At 48.1% G+C, this 14,610-nt stretch carries 15 protein-coding genes and 2 pseudogenes; 5 read left to right on the top strand and 12 right to left on the bottom strand.

The window, feature by feature from the left end:
- Window positions 1-19 precede the first annotated feature (19 nt).
- The 10 genes from pepB to trmJ all read right to left on the bottom strand — a co-directional run bounded on the left by pepB (window position 20) and on the right by trmJ (window position 8,069).
- Entirely contained in the window at window positions 20-1,315 is a 1,296-nt protein-coding gene (gene pepB / locus XPG1_RS04905) for an aminopeptidase PepB (RefSeq protein WP_045958080.1), read from the bottom strand.
- A 166-nt stretch (window positions 1,316-1,481) separates the two neighbouring features.
- On the bottom strand, window positions 1,482-1,676 hold the full coding sequence (gene iscX, locus XPG1_RS04900; protein WP_045958079.1) for a Fe-S cluster assembly protein IscX: 195 nt from the start codon (window positions 1,674-1,676) through the stop codon (window positions 1,482-1,484).
- A 14-nt stretch (window positions 1,677-1,690) separates the two neighbouring features.
- Window positions 1,691-2,026, bottom strand: coding sequence for an ISC system 2Fe-2S type ferredoxin (fdx, locus tag XPG1_RS04895; RefSeq protein WP_045958078.1), 336 nt, complete (start codon window positions 2,024-2,026; stop codon window positions 1,691-1,693).
- A 2-nt stretch (window positions 2,027-2,028) separates the two neighbouring features.
- On the bottom strand, window positions 2,029-3,876 hold the full coding sequence (gene hscA / locus XPG1_RS04890; protein WP_045958077.1) for a Fe-S protein assembly chaperone HscA: 1,848 nt from the start codon (window positions 3,874-3,876) through the stop codon (window positions 2,029-2,031).
- A 79-nt stretch (window positions 3,877-3,955) separates the two neighbouring features.
- Window positions 3,956-4,477 (bottom strand): co-chaperone HscB, encoded by a 522-nt coding sequence (gene hscB, locus XPG1_RS04885; RefSeq protein WP_045958076.1) that lies wholly within the window; start codon window positions 4,475-4,477, stop codon window positions 3,956-3,958.
- Window positions 4,478-4,520: 43 nt separating this feature from the next.
- Entirely contained in the window at window positions 4,521-4,844 is a 324-nt protein-coding gene (gene iscA, locus XPG1_RS04880; RefSeq protein ID WP_045958075.1) for an iron-sulfur cluster assembly protein IscA, read from the bottom strand.
- A 94-nt stretch (window positions 4,845-4,938) separates the two neighbouring features.
- Window positions 4,939-5,325, bottom strand: a complete 387-nt coding sequence (gene iscU, locus XPG1_RS04875) for a Fe-S cluster assembly scaffold IscU (RefSeq protein ID WP_045958074.1) — start codon at window positions 5,323-5,325, stop codon at window positions 4,939-4,941.
- Window positions 5,326-5,349: 24 nt separating this feature from the next.
- Window positions 5,350-6,564, bottom strand: a complete 1,215-nt coding sequence (locus XPG1_RS04870) for an IscS subfamily cysteine desulfurase (protein WP_045958073.1) — start codon at window positions 6,562-6,564, stop codon at window positions 5,350-5,352.
- Between the two features lie 69 nt (window positions 6,565-6,633).
- On the bottom strand, window positions 6,634-7,128 hold the full coding sequence (iscR, locus tag XPG1_RS04865; RefSeq protein ID WP_045958072.1) for a Fe-S cluster assembly transcriptional regulator IscR: 495 nt from the start codon (window positions 7,126-7,128) through the stop codon (window positions 6,634-6,636).
- 206 nt (window positions 7,129-7,334) lie between these two features.
- A complete protein-coding gene (trmJ, locus tag XPG1_RS04860) occupies window positions 7,335-8,069 on the bottom strand; it encodes a tRNA (cytosine(32)/uridine(32)-2'-O)-methyltransferase TrmJ (RefSeq protein ID WP_045960471.1) in 735 nt (244 codons plus the stop codon).
- A 125-nt stretch (window positions 8,070-8,194) separates the two neighbouring features.
- Here trmJ and suhB point away from each other — a divergent pair, with 125 nt between their 5' ends.
- Window positions 8,195-8,998, top strand: a complete 804-nt coding sequence (gene suhB, locus XPG1_RS04855) for an inositol-1-monophosphatase (protein ID WP_045958071.1) — start codon at window positions 8,195-8,197, stop codon at window positions 8,996-8,998.
- A gap of 119 nt (window positions 8,999-9,117) precedes the next feature.
- Here the strand turns inward: suhB and XPG1_RS04850 are convergent, their stop codons facing one another.
- Entirely contained in the window at window positions 9,118-10,287 is a 1,170-nt protein-coding gene (locus XPG1_RS04850) for an RNA-guided endonuclease InsQ/TnpB family protein (protein WP_045960469.1), read from the bottom strand.
- Window positions 10,288-10,343: 56 nt separating this feature from the next.
- Here XPG1_RS04850 and XPG1_RS17410 point away from each other — a divergent pair.
- Window positions 10,344-10,632 (top strand): annotated as a pseudogene (locus XPG1_RS17410) (transposase).
- Between the two features lie 175 nt (window positions 10,633-10,807).
- Here XPG1_RS17410 and XPG1_RS18340 read toward each other — a convergent pair.
- Window positions 10,808-10,955: pseudogene (locus XPG1_RS18340) on the bottom strand (IS5/IS1182 family transposase); the annotation flags it as partial.
- A gap of 488 nt (window positions 10,956-11,443) precedes the next feature.
- Here XPG1_RS18340 and XPG1_RS18745 point away from each other — a divergent pair.
- From XPG1_RS18745 to XPG1_RS04835, 3 genes are read left to right on the top strand one after another with little or no spacing between them, the layout of a single operon-like run.
- Window positions 11,444-11,791, top strand: a complete 348-nt coding sequence (locus XPG1_RS18745; RefSeq protein WP_197541113.1) for a hypothetical protein — start codon at window positions 11,444-11,446, stop codon at window positions 11,789-11,791.
- A 22-nt stretch (window positions 11,792-11,813) separates the two neighbouring features.
- On the top strand, window positions 11,814-12,989 hold the full coding sequence (locus XPG1_RS04840) for an isochorismate synthase (protein ID WP_045958069.1): 1,176 nt from the start codon (window positions 11,814-11,816) through the stop codon (window positions 12,987-12,989).
- On the top strand, window positions 12,986-14,605 hold the full coding sequence (locus XPG1_RS04835) for a (2,3-dihydroxybenzoyl)adenylate synthase (RefSeq protein ID WP_436286820.1): 1,620 nt from the start codon (window positions 12,986-12,988) through the stop codon (window positions 14,603-14,605). Before XPG1_RS04840 ends, XPG1_RS04835 begins: the two co-directional genes overlap by 4 nt.
- Window positions 14,606-14,610: the final 5 nt, after the last annotated feature.

Raw genomic sequence — 14,610 nt, 5'->3', positions numbered from 1 at the left:
CAGAGAAGAGGTGTACTTATTATTTTGCTTTTGCCAGTAAAAAATTGGCAATGGTTCGTACACCATACCCCATTGCACCCACTGCCCACTGTTCAACCGCCGATTTACGGTAAGTCGCGGAACAATCGATATGTATCCACCCTTTTTGGTAATTTTCGACAAAGTGAGACAAGAACGCGGCGGCTGTACTTGCACCTGCCGAATGGGCGGGTGAGGTGATGTTACTCAGATCAGCAAAGTTGGATGGCAATTGACCCCGATGAAATTCTGCCAGCGGTAAGCGCCAAAACAATTCATTTTCTTTACCTGCCGCAGCCAGTAAATCAGAGACTAATTGATCATCAAAGCTCAGTACAGAATGGTAATCGTTTCCTACCGCAATTTTCGCGGCGCCCGTCAAGGTAGCGGCATCAATGATCAGTTGTGGTTTTTCCGCACTGGCATCAATCAAACCATCAGCTAATACCAGACGCCCTTCCGCATCGGTATTCATTACTTCTACTGTTTTGCCGTTACGGTAACGGATGATATCCCCCAATTTGAAAGCATGACCACTCACCATGTTATCGGCGATACTCAGGAACAGTTTCACTCGCTGTTTCAGTCCACGGCTGATGGCCAGCGCCAGCGCGCCCGTTAGTATTGCAGCCCCCCCCATATCGGCTTTCATGGAGTCCATTGCTTGGGAAGGTTTGAGGCTATATCCCCCGGAATCAAACGTAATACCTTTACCGACCAGGCAAGCAAATACGGGTGCTTTTGCCCCTTTGGTCGGATTGAAATCCAAGGCCAGAAAGACGGGATCACGAGAAGAGCCACGGCCCACAGTGTACACGCCTGCATATCCCTGTTCACGCAATTCATCGCCTTTGATCATACGATAACTGATGGCATCACCGGCTATTCCACTCAGTAAATCAATCGCTCTTTGGGCAAGCTGTTCCGGCCCCAAATCTTCGGCTGGAAGGTTGATGGTATCACGTACCCAATCAATGTATTTTATCCTTCTTTCCAGCTCTTGTTTTTCCGCAGCCGGTAGTTGTGGCCATTCAATGGTACGCAATCCTTTGGGCGAACGGAATCCCAACCAGAATGCCCAACTTTTTTCCAGATCCCAATCCTCACCTACTAAAGCAATATTGCGAATGCCTTGTCCTTCGATTTTACGTCCAGCACGTTGAATTGCTTCCAGCTTTCCATTGCTCTTCAGGTGGATGGTGATCCCCTGTTCACCTGAACTCATGAGTGCTTTTTCACCCCAGCAAGGGTTAGCTGGCTGATAAGACAGTGTTATGGACATGATTTGCTTTGTCATTTTTCCTCACTTCTTATTTCATTTGTTCACTGTGTCACATCGTTCGCTGCTACACAGTAAGGGTTATTTGATATAAAAAAACTGGCGATTGCCAGTTTTCCATTAAATGCAAACGATGCCAAGTTATTGAGCAAGAATCAGGGAGCATGTCCCATTTTTGCTTACATCACTCATATTCGTCCAGCCATACCAGCAAAATAGCTTCTAATATTTTTTCATTGGATTTTTGTGGATCATCATCAAAATCATCCAGCTCACAAATCCATGCATGCATGTCGGTGAAACGCACGGTTTCAGGATCTAAATTAGAAAATTTATCATACAAGGCTTCGCCAATCTCACGGCTGTCAGACCATTTCATTTTCCTTTCTCCTGTCAGTGTTCACGCGCATGGTTAATGGTGTATTTAGGGATTTCAACGACTAAATCCTCATCAGCAACTTTAGCCTGACAGCTCAATCGACTCTCTGGCTCCAGCCCCCATGCTTTATCCAACATGTCATCTTCCAGTTCAGTACTTTCTGCCATTGAGTCAAAACCTTCTCTGACAATACAGTGGCAAGTGGTACAGGCGCAGGACTTTTCACAGGCATGTTCAATTTCAATACCGTGACGTAATGCGACATCCAGAATTGATTCGCCTTCCTTCGCGTCCAGTACTGCGCCTTCAGGGCAAAGTTCGGTATGAGGTAAAAATACAATTTTAGGCATAATTAAATTTCATCCACAGAATGACCCGCCAAAGCCCGGCGGATTGATGTGTCCATACGGCGTGCTGCAAATTCCTGAGTTTGTTTGTCCAAGTGTTTAATTGCACTTTCAATCGCCTCAGGGGAGGTTCCCTGAACACGTTCAATTAATACGTGGGCGGCAGCATCAATCGCTGTTTGCTCTTCTTGACTCAGTAAATCCGCATCTTTTTCCAATGCGCGGGTTAAACTTTCCAATACCCTGGCCGCCTCGACTTTCTGTTCCGCTAACTTACGTGCCCCGATATCTTCCTGCGCATTTGTCATGGAGTCTTTGAGCATCCGGGCGATTTCGTCATCTGACAACCCATAAGAAGGCTTCACTTGAATGGACGCTGCAACACCGGTGGATTTTTCCAGGGCACTGACACTCAATAAACCATCTGCATCAACCTGGAACGTCACGCGAATATGTGCTCCTCCGGCTGGTAATGGCGGAATGCCGCGCAGAGTGAAACGGGCCAGTGAACGGCAATCATTGACCAATTCCCGCTCGCCTTGCACGACATGAATGCTCATCGCGTTCTGACCATCTTTGAACGTGGTGAATTCCTGCGCTCTTGCCACCGGGATCGTGGTATTACGTGGAATGACTTTTTCGACTAGCCCCCCCATTGTCTCCAAACCCAGTGACAACGGGATAACATCAAGTAGCAGCATTTCGCTGTCGGGTTTGTTGCCCACCAGAATATCTGCCTGAATGGCAGCACCAACAGCAACCACTTTATCTGGATCGATAGCTGTCAGCGGTTCCCGCCCAAAGAATTCACCCACCATGTTGCGCACCAGCGGCACCCGCGTTGAACCGCCAACCATGATGACCTGTAAAACGTCATCGGCGGTCACGCCAGCATCTTTCAGTGCCCGGCGGCAGGAAAGCAAGGTGCGTTTAACCAAAGAAGTGATCAATGCATTAAATTCAGCGCGACTGATACTGCCTTGCCAATCAGCAACGCTGATGTCCACCTTATCCGCTTCACTCAACGCAATTTTGGTTTGGATAGCAATATCCAGCAACTGACGCTGCAATTCGTGGGTGTCGTCGCTAATCCCGGCCTGCTCACGTATCCAATTTGCCAATAGCAAATCAAAATCATCACCACCGAGCGCTGTATCACCTCCGGTGGCCAAGACTTCAAACACGCCCCGACTCAGACGGAGAATGGAGACATCGAAGGTCCCTCCTCCCAGATCGTAAACGGCAATCACGCCTTCCTGCCCCGAATCAAGGCCATAAGCAATAGCCGCCGCCGTGGGTTCATTCAAGAGACGCAAAACATGCAGACCGGCCAAACGAGCCGCCTCTTTCGTCCCCTGACGTTGTGCGTCATCAAAATAAGCCGGAACCGTGATCACAACACCATCCAGTTTACCATCCAAGGTTTCTTCTGCCCGTTGGGCCAACGATTTCAATATTTCAGAAGAAACCTGAATAGGGTCTACTAATCCCGTCACGGTATTGATTAATGGCAAACCATTTTCACTGGCCTGGAGCTGATAGGGCAGACTGGGATAACGTTGTTGAATATCAGCCAAAGAGCGTCCCATCATACGCTTGACTGAACTGATCGTATTGACCGGATCAGATGCCGCATTCTGGCGTGCCTGCCAGCCAATTTGAATACCTTCTTGACGATATTGTACAACAGACGGCAACAAGTGACGGTTATCACTGTCTGCCAATGTTTCCGTCTGACCGCTACGCACCGTCGCAACCAGAGAGTGAGTGGTACCAAGATCAATCCCCGCAGCCAGTCGACGCTGATGCGGGGCGGCAGATAAACCCGGTTCGCTGATTTGAAATAAAGCCATGTGTGCCCCTATAAATCTATACCCGCTAAAATTTATTTTAAACAATACGATTTAGCTAAGCAGTCAGTTACAAAGCCCGTTAACAATCATCCAGCAACCGCTCTTCCAGTTGTTCAACCTGCTGTTGCAATTTATCCAGAAAACGTAATTTACGGACTGTATCGGCTGCAATTGACCATTCGGCCGCATTGAGTTGCTGTTCCATCTGCTCACTGCGTGTTTTAATCATTTTATTTAAGCGAGATGAAAAGCCGTTCAATGCCATTTCTGGTGACACGTGATGTTCAATCGCATCAAGCTCTTCACGTAATTCCAGTTGCTGCATCAGGAACGCCGTATCCTGCATCGTGTGCTGTTCGTTGGATAAATCGAACCCCTGCTGAGACAGCATGTATTCTGCGCGTTTCAAAGGATGTTTTAGCGTCTGATAACCGTCATTAATCATAGCGGCTTGTTGAAGTGCCAGCGTTTTTTCACGTTCTGGTTGGTTGGCAAAACGATCAGGATGAAACTGGCGCTGTAATTCCTGATAACGGGTCACCAACTGTTCACGATTAATCGCATAACGTGCAGGCAGCCCAAATAAAGTAAAATAGTCCATAAGTTACTCTTAGTTTCGCAAAATGCGAGGCCAAAAAATGGGGTTAAACGTGGAAACTTTCCCCACAACCGCATTCGCTGGAAACATTAGGGTTGTTGAACTTAAAGCCCTCGTTCAGACCTTCTTTAACAAAATCCAACTCTGTACCATCAAGGTAAAGGATGCTTTTACCATCAACAATTACTTTCACGCCCTTATCTTCAAAGACTTGATCTTCTTCGTTAATTGTATCAGCAAATTCAACAATATATGCCATACCAGAGCAGCCGGATGTTCTCACACCCAAACGCAACCCGACACCTTTTCCTCGATTGTCAAGAAAGGCCAAAATACGTTGAGCTGCGCTTTCTGTCAGGGAAATTGACATACAACACCTCACTTAAAAACCAGTAAAGGTGGATATTGCAGCAATATCCACCAGAATTATTTTCTTCTTACGAACATTTTCTTGACGAACCGTGTTATTTGGCTTGTCGCTTGTTCTTGTAGTCAGCAATCGCCGCTTTAATCGCATCTTCTGCCAAAATAGAACAATGGATTTTCACGGGTGGCAATTCTAACTCCTCAGCAATCTGAGTGTTTTTAATGGATTCTGCTTGCGCCAATGATTTACCTTTCATCCATTCAGTGACTAATGAACTGGAGGCAATGGCAGAGCCGCAACCATAGGTTTTGAAACGGGCGTCTTCGATGATGCCCTCATCGTTGACTTTGATTTGCAATCGCATGACGTCACCACAAGCGGGTGCACCAACCATGCCACTCCCCACGGAAGGATCTTCGCTGTCGAACGAACCAACATTACGTGGGTTTTCATAGTGATCAATTACTTTGTCGCTGTAAGCCATATCGTTACTCCTGAAACCGTCTGATTAATGATGAGACCATTCGATGGCGCTAATATCCACACCCTGCTTGAACATTTCCCACAATGGAGAAAGATCACGCAGGTGACCAATGGAGCTGTGAATCAATTTGATTGCATAGTCTATTTCTTCTTCTGTGGTAAAACGCCCCAAAGAAAAACGAATAGAGCTGTGTGCCAGTTCATCATTCATGCCCAGTGCACGCAGGACATAAGAAGGCTCCAGGCTTGCCGAAGTACAGGCAGAGCCGGAAGAAACTGCCAGATCTTTCAATGACATCATCAATGATTCACCTTCAACATAATTGAAGCTGACATTCAGAATGTGTGGCGCGCCCTGTTCCAAATCGCCATTCAGATAAACTTCTTCGATATCTTTGATACCGTTCCACAAACGCAGGCGCAGAGCACGCAGGCGTTCTGCTTCTGATTCCAGTTCTTCTTTCGCAATACGGTAAGCTTCACCCATACCAACAATCTGGTGAACAGGTAATGTCCCCGAACGCATACCGCGCTCATGGCCACCGCCATGCTGCTGTGCTTCAATACGCACACGAGGTTTACGGCGAACATACAGCCCACCAATGCCCATCGGGCCATAAAGCTTATGGGCAGAAAAAGACATCAGATCGACTTTCAGCTTGCTGAGGTCAACAGGCACTTTACCAACACTTTGGGTTGCATCGACATGGAAAATGATGCCACGGCTACGGCACATTTCACCGATGGTCATAATGTCCTGCACAACACCGATTTCGTTGTTAACATGCATGATAGACACTAAGATGGTATCTTCACGCATGGCCGCTTCCAGCGCTTTCAGATCAATCACACCGTTGGTCATCGGCGCCAGATACGTGATCTCAAATCCTTCACGTTCCAACTGACGGCAAGTATCTAAAACCGCTTTGTGTTCCGTTTTGCTGGTGATGATGTGCTTGCCTTTCTTCTGATAAAATTTGGCAGCACCTTTAATGGCGAGGTTATCTGATTCTGTCGCCCCCGAAGTGAACACGATTTCCCGCGGATCGGCGCCAATCAAATCAGCAATTTGATTACGTGCGATATCAACCGCTTCTTCAGCTTGCCAACCAAAACGGTGTGAACGAGAAGCCGGGTTACCGAAAACCCCGTCAATAGTCAGATAATTCATCATCTTTTCAGCAACACGACGATCAACGGGTGTTGTTGCTGAATAGTCCAAATAAATGGGTAATTTCATTGCTCACATGCTCCGTAAGACATTTTTTATACTTTCATTACACAATCAACACAAGCCCTTGCCACAAGGTTACGCACGTAGATTTATGTTAATCGTCTCTTGATGTCTGCCATTAGGGGTACGACGCTTATCGCTGTTTTGACGATCAGCAACATCTAATACTTCTTGGTTGTTCACTAATTCTTCTAAACTGATGCTACTCAGGAAACTGGTGATACGATCACTGAGATCACGCCACAAGGTATGAGTCAAACATCGATCGCCAGCTTGACAACCTTCCCGCCCCTGACAACGAGTCGCATCAACGGACTCATCAACAGCAGAAATCACTTCGGCAACGAAAATTTCACTGGTACTTCTGCCCAATAAATAACCGCCACCTGGACCACGGACGCTAGAAACCAGACCATTTTTACGCAGACGGGAAAACAACTGCTCGAGATAAGAAAGGGAAATCCCCTGACGTTCAGAAATGTCGGCTAATGGTACCGGCCCTTCTTGTGAATGCAATGCCACGTCTAACATGGCTGTTACTGCATAACGTCCTTTTGATGTCAGTCTCATAACAAAAACTCCGTGGTAAAATATGGATGAAATTGTGGCATTCCTGACTGTTTTAGTCAACTATTTAACCGAGTAATTCACTCAACTATTATTTGTCGATTACCAGGCTGCTATTTGTTGGCTTGTTGGCTGCCTTTCACCTTTTTTACCGGCTTTCTGCGCTATTTTCAGTCACTGTTTCCGCGGCCGTTGTGCGCACTTTCTGCTTATTTCTTCGACCACTTTTCCATCGAAGTCAGTATCCCTCGCAGGATATTCAGCTCCTGGGTTTCTGGCCGCGCACGGGTGTAAAGACGTCTTAATTTATTCATTATCTGACCCGGATGCGCTTTGCGGATAAAGCCGGATTCTTTCAATACCTGCTCAAGATGTTGATAAAAACGCTCCATATCTTCAACAGGCGGATACGCGGCTTCATGCTCTGAAGCCGTTGCGGGTTCCGGTTGCGTCTGAGCCGCAAGATGCGCCATCCGAATTTCATAGCTAACCAATTGAACAGCCATCGCTAAGTTCAACGAACCGTACTCCGGGTTGGTTGGAATATAAAGATGGTAATGACACTTCTGCAACTCTTCGTTAGTCAACCCGACACGTTCACGGCCAAAGACAATGGCTACCGGTGCGTGGTTGGCAGCGCTGACCCCACGTTCACCACATTCACGTGGATCAACCATAGGCCAAGAAAGGGTTCGGGAACGGGCACTGGTGCCAATGACCAATTCGCATCCAGCCAGGGCGTCATCCAACGTATTCACGATCTTGGCATTGCCGATAACATCACTGGCTCCGGCTGAAAGGGCGATAGCATGAGAATCAGGTTGAACCAGTGGGTTGACCAGATACAGATTGGTTAAACCCATGTTTTTCATAGCTCTGGCGGTTGATCCCATGTTGCCCGTGTGGGAGGTTTCAACCAGAATAATGCGGATATTCTCTAACATGACGGCTTTTAAATTCAGTATAAGAGCCGGGTATCTTAACACAGCATTAGTCATTTTGACGAACTACTGCTATACTGCGCGCCGATTTAACTCCCGTTCTTTAAAATCCTGGTGGAAGATACCCCATGCATCCGATGCTAAATATCGCTATACGCGCAGCGCGTAAAGCCGGCAACTACATTGCCAAAAGTTATGAAACTCCCGATGCTGTTGAAGCAAGTCAAAAAGGCAGTAACGATTTCGTCACCAATGTTGATCGTGAAGCAGAAAACCTGATCATTGACATCATCCGTAAATCTTACCCTAAGCATACGATTATCACTGAAGAAAGTGGTGAGCACTTAGGCGAAGAAAACGATTTCCAATGGGTTATCGATCCACTGGATGGCACTTCTAACTTTATTAAACGTCTTCCCCATTTTTCTGTTTCTATTGCCTTGCGTATTAAAGGACGTACAGAGGTTTCTGTCGTTTACGATCCAATGCGCAATGAGCTGTTTACTGCAACCCGTGGTCAAGGCGCTCAATTGAATGGCTACCGTCTGCGTGGTACTAATGCCCGTGATCTGGATGGCACTATCCTGGCAACCGGTTTCCCATACAAAGCCAAACAGCACGCTACCCCTTACATGAAGGTACTGGGTAAATTATTTGATCGCTGCGCAGATTTCCGTCGCACCGGTTCAGCCGCACTGGATATGGCCTATGTTGCGGCCGGACGTGTAGATGGTTTCTTCGAAATTGGCCTGAAACCCTGGGATTTCATGGGCGGCGAACTGTTGGTACGCGAATCAGGCTGTATCATCACTGATTTTGTTGGCGGTCATAACTATATCAACTCCGGCAATATTGTTGCGGGTAGCCCTCGCATTGTTAAAGATATTTTGTCTGAAATGCGTGAAGAATTAACAGAAGCATTGAAACGTTAATTCTTCGTCAATATCATTTGAGCAAGGTTATTTTCAGGGCACCCAATGGGTGCCCTTTTTTCTTATTTGCTGACACGTTGTGACTGCTCCCCGCCGTAAACAGCGAGGCTTCCCACTTCTCAGGCCGCAACCGTCTGTGTGACGGATTTACACGGGCCTCCATGGGCTGAGACGACGAGTCCCGCCGCCTGTAATTCCTGTACGCCCTTCTGCCGGATGTTGATTGCCGCATTGATATCGCGGTCGTGTTCAACTCTGCATTCCGGGCATTTCCAGATGCGCTTATTCAGTGGCATCTCTGACATTTTGTAACCACAACAATGACAGGTTTTCGAACTGGCGAACCATTGATCCAGTCTTACCAGGTGTACGCCTTTTTCTGCGGCTTTGTATTCCAGTTTTGAGATAAATCCACGCCAGCCCGCGTCGCCTATTACACGGGCAAGGTGGTGGTTTTTCATCATATTTGCCGATTTCAGCGTCTCTACAATCACCGCTTGGCTTTCGTCAACGATTGCTCGAGAGAGTTTGTGTTGAAAATCAGCACGGGCATTGGCGACCCGTTCGTGTACACCGGCAAGCTGTATACGCGCTTTACGACGATTCGCACTGCCTTTTTTCTTACGCGATAATGCTTTCTGTTTACGCCGTAAATTCCGGCTGGCGTTGATGAGGTGGCGCGGGTTGGCAACCTTATCACCGTCCGATTTTATTGCGTAATGGGATAAGCCCATATCCAGACCCGTGACGGTGGTGATCAACGAAGGCTTCGCGGGCACTTCAGCTTCATCATCACAGAGTATGGCGGCATAGTATTTACCGGTCGCCGTTCTGGACAGGGTGATGCTTTTTACTTTTCCTGTGAGTTCCCGGTGAATACAGGCATCTATCGGGGTCATTTTGGGAATTTTAACCGCATTATCCAGCACTTTCACCCCAACGCAGTGATAGCTCGATTGTTTACCGTGTTTGCTTTTAAATGCAGGGAAACGTGCTTTCAGTTTTGGATTGAAGAAGTTGGAGAAAGCAACATCAAGATTGATGATTGCTTGTTGCAACGCAATGGAATCATACTCTTTCAACCACCCGTATTTTCGGGACTTTTTCGCGACAGCCAGAAGCGGTTTAAGATCTTTGCGCGGACTTAAACTTACCCCGTCGTGTCTGTCAGCGTGCTTTTTGAGGTGCAGCGCTTTATTGTACGCGAAACGGACCGCACCGAACTGGGCATGAAGAAATTCTGCCTGCTCCGGTGTGGGGTATATACGTACTTTTGTCGCTCTTAACATCATCAGCGCTCATTGATATCGTTAATTTATTTTAACCGGTTAAGCGGATATTTCAATTGAGTCATCAGCATGAGGAACAGGCGGGATTTCTCCGAAAGAGGCACCGTGTCAGTAAGCTGGTTGTCCATCTGATTTTCACAACAAAGTCCCGACGTCATCTCTTTGACAGACCGATGATGGGTCAATGACATGAGGCGTTTCGTTCTTCGGCAGCAAAACTCACAATTGCGAATGCAAAGTAAAACAGGGCTGCTCTGGTCAAGATCGTACTTCGTTTGTCGTGCCGGCGGGGCGACGATTGAAACGCTCAGCGCCTACGTTCAGAGCCAGTCAACGCCTGACTGATCGTTAAAGCCCTTCGGGCTTTTCGCTTTATATCCCCGCCCGCACTGGGCGAGGGTTTACGGCGGATTTTGCTAATATCCGCAACATGGCCCTATTATCTTTTGCAAATGGGCGACTAGCACTAATAATATATCTATTAAATTTTATGCCAGGCGAAAAATTATAGCTTCTACGGGTGGGCACTACTTGAAGAATAAATCCCGGTGGCATTGAGGGCATTCGGTTCGCCACACAAAAAAGACAGCATTCATCACGACCCGAGTATCGACACGGCGGCGATGGCTGCCCAAAGGATGATAGGTTTTATATGTGGGGGAAGCAATGCGACAGAACCGTTTTTACAAGAAAATCATCAAGACCAATAACGCCAATCATATTGATAATCATTTCTATTTGTAATATTGTAACCGTGCTTTCTTCCTCAAGAGCTGATACCTCTTCATGACGAACATTTTGTTTCCAGCGCCGCCTGTAAGCAGCACAAATTCATTGATAATGATTAAATTATTTTTATAAGGCAAATCAGACGGTGTTTGATTATGTTTAAGATAAGAAAAAAACTTGTGGTGAAAATCATCACTAGATGCACAGGATTTGGGGTTCAGGTGGTACTGTTTTCAATACCCACGTTATCTGACAGGGCGTATACAGCTAGCGAGGGACTGACATCATGAGAGTGATAACCGCGGAGCTGAAAAGCGTAATGGTATTAATGAAAGGAATCGTAGCAAAGAGTCGTACACCCGGCACCAAAACAGCGATTCCATTTTTCAAAATACGGCAGACAATTTTCGTCGTTACGCGTGACCAGATGGTGCTTCAAAGAGCAACCTCCGTATCCGACGCATTGATTTACACTGGTGATGCCTTCACCAACTACTTAGGCTCATCTAACCGCAACGATGAAGTCGTAGTCCACCCCTTTCACTACGTTACACGCAATGAGTTGAGAGATGCGTCTTCCAACTTGAAAGGCACATTCGTGCAATTTAATGTCAACAGCCCCATTCTGTCGTCCCCTGCTGTGGAAAAGAAGCGGGTTTCTCTGTCTCCTGCCGCAGCATCTTCCCCACAGTCAGCTATAACAGGTAACACCGGGCATCCGGCACCACTGGCGGCTTGCTCTCACTTTACCGTCAGTATTTTTCTCCTCCCCTGACCACTACACTAACAAGAGGGACCTGATTTTGTCTGGTATCGTCAACGATCTTCTGCCACTCACTTTGCAAGAGGATGACTTCATCTTTCTGTCACCTCACAAAAGCCTGCTCGCCCGGGGATGCCTCGCCACCTTGACACATCCGGCTTCATCCGGACATCATGTCGAAAGCGAATTCCAGCAGAGCGTACAGCAGCTGCTTCGTCAGACTCAGCAAGCCGGAGTAGAAAATCCTATTATCGTAGGCGCTATTCCGTTTGATAAACGCCAACCCTGTTCGCTGTTTATTCCACAGACCTGCTACTGGTTCGATCGCCATGCTTTTAACCTCTCCGACTCCCCGGTGCAGGTGGAGGGTCAAGCTCACTTCATTCCAGATCACGATGCGTTTTGTGCCATGGTGGAGAGCGCGCTGAATCCTCTACGCATTGGCGAACTCGATAAAGTTGTGCTGTCACGTCTGCTACAGATTGAAAGCATCCCCCCGCTTAGTGCGCTGAATCTGTGGTTGCAGCTCAGCAGACAGAATCCAGAGAGCTACAACTTTCACTTACCGCTGGCAGATGGCACGCTGATTGGTGCTAGCCCTGAACTGCTGCTACGTAAAGAGGGTAATGTCCTGCGCTCCTGTCCCCTGGCAGGCTCAGTGCGGCGAGGCGACAATACTGCCAGTGACCGAAATGCCAAAGAAAAGCTATTGGCCTCCGGGAAGGATCGCCATGAACATCGGGTGGTCACGGAGGTTATCCGTCGCCAACTGACGGATCTTTGCCGGTCTCTGACGATCCCTGAACCTTCGCTACTCAGCACACCCGCACTCTGGCATCTCGCTACTGAGATTCAGGGGATATTGGCTGATGATCGCAATAGTGCTCTATCGCTTGCCTGCCTACTTCATCCCACGCCTGCATTATGCGGTGCCCCTTATACCTCATCTCGCAATCTGATCGGTGCGCTGGAACCCTTCGATCGCGGCTGGTTTGGCGGTATCGTCGGCTGGTGCGACGCCCGCGGAGACGGAGAATGGGTCGTCGCGATCCGCTGCGGTAAAGTGCGGCCTCATCAGATTGAGCTATTCGCCGGTGCCGGCATCGTTCCGGACTCTGTGCCGGAAAACGAATGGATGGAAACCCATACCAAATTTAACACCATGCTGAGCGCACTTGGTTTTGCGATGCAACAGGAGCAGACATTATGATTGAATTCAACCGTTGGCCTCAGGATCTGGCTGAACGCTATCGCCTGAAAGGATACTGGATTGATCGTCCATTGAGTGAAATTCTTGACATTCACCGCGAGAACGATACCACAGCACTATTTTGTGGGGAGCGGAGCTGGAGCTACCGGGAACTGAATGAGGCAGTCAACCGATTAGCTGCCTCTCTACACCGACGCGGCGTACGTCAGGGACAAACTGCGCTGGTTCATCTCGGCAATGAGGCTGAGTTTTATATCGTCTTTTTTGCCTTACTGCGTCTAGGTGTCGCACCTGTCAACGCGCTTTATAGCCACCAAAGCAGCGAATTAATCGCGTATGCACGCCAAATTATGCCAAGCATACTCATTGCCGATCGCCAACATCGCCAGTTTCATGATGATGCTCTTATTGATCTTCTAATAGATCAGTGTCCAGAACTGAATATCGTGGTGCTTCACCATACTAATTCAGACTCAGACCATTCGCTTTCACGCCTGATATCGGAAGAGCCGGGAAACTTCACGCCAACACCAACACCGGCAGATGAGGTCGCATTTTTCCAGCTTTCCGGCGGCAGCACTGGCACACCCAAGCTGATTCCACGGACCCACAACGACTACTATTACAGCATCCGCGCCAGCAATCCGATCTGCAACGTAAGCAGTAAAACCCGGTACCTCTGTGCACTGCCGGCTGCACATAACTATCCGATGAGCTCACCAGGCGCTTTGGGCGTATTCTATGCGGGTGGTCAGGTTGTCCTCGTTCCCGATCCTAGTCCAGATGGATGTTTTCCTGCTATCGCACATCATCAGATCAATCTTGTTGCCCTGGTGCCGCCAGCGGTCAGTATCTGGCTGGAGTATGCCAATCTCATCGGTCACATCAACGAACTCTCCAGTCTGGAGGTCATGCTGGTTGGCGGTGCACCTCTGGGAGAAGCACTGGCCAGACGCATTCCAAAGGAACTGGGTTGCCAGCTCCAACAGGTATTTGGGATGGCGGAAGGTTTGGTGAACTACACCCGACTCGATGATAACGATACACATACCTTCACAACTCAGGGCCGCCCTATCAGCGAGGATGATGAGGTATGGGTCGCCAACCAAGAAGGTCTCCCGGTGCCACTCGGAGAGCCAGGATTGTTAATGACCAGAGGTCCATACACTTTTCGGGGTTATTACCGCAGCCCAGAACATAACCAAACCGTGTTCGACAGCGATGGGTTTTATTGCTCTGGTGACGTCGTCATTCAGCTTCCCGACGGATACCTCAAAGTCGTCGGACGTGAAAAAGATCAAATAAATCGTGGCGGCGAAAAAATTGCGGCTGAAGAGGTTGAACATCTTCTACTGCGCCATCCAGCGGTGGTATACGCCGCATTGGTTGCGATTCCTGATTCTCTGATGGGTGAGAAAACTTGCGCCTATGTCGTGACCCGCGAGCATGAAACTGTAAAACCAGCTGTGCTCCGTCGCTGGTTACGCGAACAAGGCATCGCCGACTACAAGATTCCCGATCGTTTCGAAAATCTGCCTAAGCTGCCGCTCACTCCGGTAGGAAAAATCAATAAACAGGCGTTACGTACACTTGCCAACGCCGCCTTAAAAAATTGAGGAAT

Origin of the sequence: Xenorhabdus poinarii G6 (assembly GCF_000968175.1) — a bacterium.
GTDB classification, from domain to species: Bacteria; Pseudomonadota; Gammaproteobacteria; order Enterobacterales; family Enterobacteriaceae; genus Xenorhabdus; species Xenorhabdus poinarii.
Note: the sequence above shows the minus strand (reverse complement) of the source record. Positions and strands in the feature narration are given on the sequence as shown.